General features: G+C 39.8%; 4 protein-coding genes. All 4 read right to left on the bottom strand.

Annotation, left to right across the window (positions count from 1 at the left end):
• The coding region (locus GRP75_RS22485; protein WP_160790410.1) for a response regulator at positions 1 to 169 on the bottom strand (169 nt) is incomplete at its 3' end.
• Positions 170 to 171: 2 nt separating this feature from the next.
• Positions 172 to 1,878: a sensor histidine kinase gene (locus GRP75_RS22490; protein ID WP_053325510.1), complete on the bottom strand. Its 1,707-nt coding sequence runs from the start codon at positions 1,876 to 1,878 to the stop codon at positions 172 to 174.
• Positions 1,879 to 2,423: 545 nt separating this feature from the next.
• The gene (locus tag GRP75_RS22495; protein ID WP_023988804.1) at positions 2,424 to 2,756 is read right to left on the bottom strand and encodes a hypothetical protein; all 333 of its coding nucleotides are present in this window, start codon (positions 2,754 to 2,756) and stop codon (positions 2,424 to 2,426) included.
• 254 nt (positions 2,757 to 3,010) lie between these two features.
• A partial coding sequence (locus GRP75_RS22500; protein WP_160790411.1) for a winged helix-turn-helix domain-containing protein occupies positions 3,011 to 3,218 on the bottom strand: 208 nt, incomplete at its 5' end.

Raw genomic sequence — 3,218 nt, forward strand, 5'->3', positions numbered from 1 at the left:
CGAGATCTGTCAGCATCAGATCGACCGGTTGGGCTTTCAGAAAATCCAGTGCTTTCAACCCGTTACTTGCTTCTCCTATAACCTCCATATTGAACTCGTTCCACGGCATCGCGGAGCTTATTCCTTTTCGTACTAATTTATCGTCATCCACTATCAATACCTTAATCATCCTCAGACATCTTCTCCTTTGATAGGAAGTATGAGCAGTATACTTGTCCCTGTACCCAATTCACTTTCGATCACCAGTTGTGCTTGATCTCCATACTGTGCCCTCAACATGCGGTGGACATAATTGAGTCCGATGCCCATCCCTACTTTTTTATGTTCAGCTATACGATTATTCAGAAGTCTTTGAATCGCTTCCTCGGTCATGCCTGCTCCATTATCCTGTATTAAAATATTCAGCGTTTTGGCAAGTGTAACTTCAATTTGAATAAAACCTTCGTCACTCAGTCCATGATAAAGTGAATTTTCAACCAACGGTTGCAGAATAAAACGAGGCACAGGTATTTGAAGAACTTGATCATCCGCTGAAATACGCACGTCAAATTCAAAGTCATATCGAATTTGCTGCAGGATTAGGTACTGTCTTAGCGCATCAATTTCCTCTTCCATCGTGGATACTTGCCCTAATTTACCCAAATTGTAATACAACAGCTTGTTTAAGGATTGCACCAACTTGTCAATCTCTCCTTGTCCGTTCATGACGGCCAGCCAGTGCACAGTATCCAGCGTATTCATTAGAAAGTGAGGATTGATCTGATATAACAATTTTTCCACTTCCAAATCTGCACGAATCTTCTCTTTCTGCTGCACTTCCTTGAACAGGTCGCCGATTTGATGCTGCATATTTGAGAATTCTCCCAACAGAAAATCAAACTCGGGAATTTGAGTGCGGGTCTGGCTTCCTGCCTTTTGTGGATTCTGAGACATTCCGTTAATTTCAGAATGGAACAGACCTAGTGGTTTGTAAACCATCTTCCACAGAAGCCAAGCCAGAAATACGGTAAAGCCGAGAAAAAATAAAGCGACCAGTAATATTTGAAGCAACCATTGGTTTTTCTCCTGTTGATACTTAGCCTGCGAAATTACCGATATGACGCTCCAATTCTGACTGGAGTCCTCCTTAAACCAATGGTAATCACGGGATATTCCATCTTTTGCAGTACCTTTCGATATGCTGGAGAAATTCTCTCCGACCTTCATCGCTTCTGGAATTTCACTGTAAACAATGTTGCCCTCACCATTCAGGATTAAATGCGATAAAGCTCCTTTGTATTGATTGTAACCCAGTATATCCTGTGTAAGACGAAAGCCGGATTCGACGTAAATATATACATCGTCCCTTTGAGGCAGCTGTACCTTTCGCATAGCAGATAAAACAAGCTGATCATCAAATCGGTTCATACTCATATGGGGACCATAGTACGCAATGCCATATGATTTGGAAAGCACAGGCAAAGACTCGGGAGAAAAACGATCTTTGATGGGAAAGTTAGCGAACTGTGTAGTGCCTTCTTTCTGGAAATAGTATAAGGTCAGACCTATATTCGGATTAGTAAACGTTACGACATTTAACTCATTCTTTAATTCATCTCTAGCCTCAATCAATTCAAATATATTGGAGGAAGGCTTCAAGACTTCATCCAGTTTTTTTCCTAATGTACCACTATATGATAATTGCTGAGTAACATGATTCAGGTTGGTAATTGAATTTTCCAGTGATGAAGTTACCTGCTGTAGATTGCTCCGAATTCCATCATTGATTTTATTCGCAAAAATGGAATCAATGGTATAGTAAGAAATTGCAAATATACTGATAAAGGGAATAAACGCGCTGAGAAAAAACAATAAAAAGATTCTTTTTTTAAGTGTCATTCCGACCCATTCTCCTTAGGTAAATGAAAGAGCAAGCCCCTGGTTATGAAGCTTGCTGTTTATGAACAACAGCTCTATCAATTATCGTATTCCTCTTAGGCAGCGACCTATTTGAAAATTGGCGACATCTTAATCCGATTCAGATTGAAAAAATCAGGATATTTGCATCTTAGTGAGGTCCAATTCTGTTCATAATTATAGATTGATATTCAAATATGTCAAACGCTTTCATGGAATTTATAGAACTTATTCTCCCTTCCTCTTTGCATATATGACTTGCCGTTTTTAATTGCTTATTGTAGTTGAATTTTCTGCATGTAAAGGGCTCACTCCGTCTTCAACAAGTGGAATAAGCCTTCTAAGCTTTCAATAACATTTTCTACTCCTAATTCTTACAAATGGTGTTGTTGATCAGGATTGGATGCCAAAGCAACAAATAATTTTTCTTCTTCACTCAGCACTTGTAGAAATTGTTCTCCGGCCAGATTGGGAGCAAACACCAGATAACGCGGCCTGACGATTCATATTTTTCCTTCTTTCGGAGTTTAGCTATAAACCTCTTGTTCCAGCACCCGATTTACAGCCTTGATAAAGGCAAGATAACCACCATCGGTATCGTTCCGATGAGGAAGAGCCAAAAACATTGTCTCTTCAACCTGGTTATCGTCTAACTCATAGCTGTTTGTCAGGATTTCTCTGATCTCATCGACGGGTGTACCGAGAGCAAACTTCTGAGCTGCTTTATAGATATCATAGTTCTCATAGAGATCCTTCCGTGTCACCTTCTGCAAATCGATAAAATCATATATTTTTTTAACGGAATACAGCACCGCCAGCACAATTGAGATCAGACCCGCACTTGTTAAAATTTCATTCATTCCCCATACCTCTTTCCCTTTCACTCAGTTGACAGCTTAGCCGATGAAACAGACGAACAAGGTAGTGCCCATCTCACATGCCGAACCTCCTTATCCTCTTTACTTCAGAGTTCAGCGTAACATTTTCACCATTAGTTTAGGATTAGGGTTTTCATATAGGTATAAAGATCATCTTAAGATTTAGTGGCAGATGAAAAATAAAGAGACCATGCTCCATAAGAGCATGATCTCTAATTACATAATGGTATTGTTACCTAGCCATCATCTCCAACCTGAAGCATACGGTAACCAACTCCGATATGTGTTTGAATAAACTTAGTTTGTGATGATGTTTTTTCTATTTTTTTTCTCAGCGTTGCCATAAACACACGCAGGGCAGGAATGTCATAGCTGTGGTTGCCCCAGATTTCATGCAGGATAAAATTATGGGTCAGTACTTTGCCTACATGTTTTGCCAGCAGG

The sequence above is a fragment of the Paenibacillus sp. OT2-17 genome, assembly GCF_009827695.1.
In the GTDB taxonomy this organism is placed as follows: Bacteria; Bacillota; Bacilli; order Paenibacillales; family Paenibacillaceae; genus Paenibacillus; species Paenibacillus polymyxa_B.